General features: G+C 56.5%; 3 protein-coding genes. All 3 read left to right on the forward strand.

Features of this window, described 5'->3' with window-relative positions; all coding sequences use genetic code 11:
• Positions 1-207 (forward strand): hypothetical protein (locus ACZ4Z4_RS38330; protein WP_468338547.1); only part of this gene is annotated, 207 nt, incomplete at its 5' end.
• Between the two features lie 165 nt (positions 208-372).
• The gene (locus ACZ4Z4_RS38335) at positions 373-813 is read left to right on the forward strand and encodes a hypothetical protein (RefSeq protein WP_230044827.1); all 441 of its coding nucleotides are present in this window, start codon (positions 373-375) and stop codon (positions 811-813) included.
• Between the two features lie 10 nt (positions 814-823).
• Positions 824-1,100: hypothetical protein (locus ACZ4Z4_RS38340; protein WP_468338550.1), on the forward strand; the 277-nt coding region annotated here is incomplete at its 3' end.

A 1,100-nucleotide genomic window follows, 5' to 3' on the forward strand; every position in this document is an offset into this window, starting at 1 on the left:
GTGCCTATAAGTGACCAGATAAGCACCGCGATGGGAGCCTGTATCGACCAGTTGTGCTCGACGGCACACCAGGAAGCCAACGCCCTTATTGGAGTGTCCTTTTCAACTTCTGCGTTGGTCACCAAAGAAGGGGAGCAGGTCATGGTCTTGGCCTATGCCGGTACTCCTGCCTTGCTAGAGGTTGCCGGACAGGCCGACGGGGATTAGGGGCCGAATTTGCGTTCGTCACGTTCCTTGCGAAAGCGAAGGGACTTTTGCCCCGGTCCCTGCCGGGGTTTTTTTTGGAAGAGGAGGAGTGGTATGGAGCTTGTGCGCTATGCACTGACGGACCCGCGAAACGATTGTGAGTGGGTTCGGAGTGATCTTGACAGCATGATCGCTATAGCAGAACGAGAAGGCGCTACTCAGTTTCAAGGGTTCACGATCCTGCGTGACGTGGTTCAGATAGAAAAGCAGGGCGATCGCTGGGTGCCAGGCCCGTTGCAGGTTCGTAGCCTGAGCTATGAGGACGTCTGCGGGCACTATCAGCGAATCCTCTCGGCCAATCCGGGGTGTGGTCTTCAGGTCGCGAGCCACGGGCTCGTTTTCCTTGATGATGACGGGATAACGCTGCTGAGAGCGCCGTACAAGGACGATGGCGTGACGATCGACGAAGACGAGCTCTATGAGCTGGACGGCGACGTTTTCTATTACGGCCACTGGGAAGGCGAGACTCCAGAGAGCACCAGGGCGGACATTTTGTCGCCAACCCTGAGGGAGATCCCAGATCTCGAAGAGATTCTGTCGCGGAACAACTCGCGGACTTTTTTCTAGGAGAATGGTCATGACTATGATCGCTGTGAACCGGAATGCCCCGATCGCCTACCACTTTCTATTCGCGCCTCACTCTCCGGAACCTGAGGGGGTTCTCGTTGACGCTGCAGGAATGCCTGTGCTGACTGATTACCAGGCGGTAGATTGGAAGGCGCTGGCGGTTTCTGCCCGTTCCGCAATCGACGGTGTTGTACCCAAAGGTATACAGCTATTTGTGGCTGATGATGCTGCCGACGTCTTCGAGGTCCTCAATCTCTGCCCGTGGTCGGTCAGCAGTCACGTGGGGA

Source organism: Streptomyces sp. NPDC030245 (genome assembly GCF_055572995.1).

What these genes read in the sequence shown, in the direction of transcription:
- ACZ4Z4_RS38335 (WP_230044827.1), top strand. Translation starts at nt 373, where the DNA reads ATGATCGCTATAGCAGAACGAGAAGGCGCTACTCAGTTTCAAGGGTTC.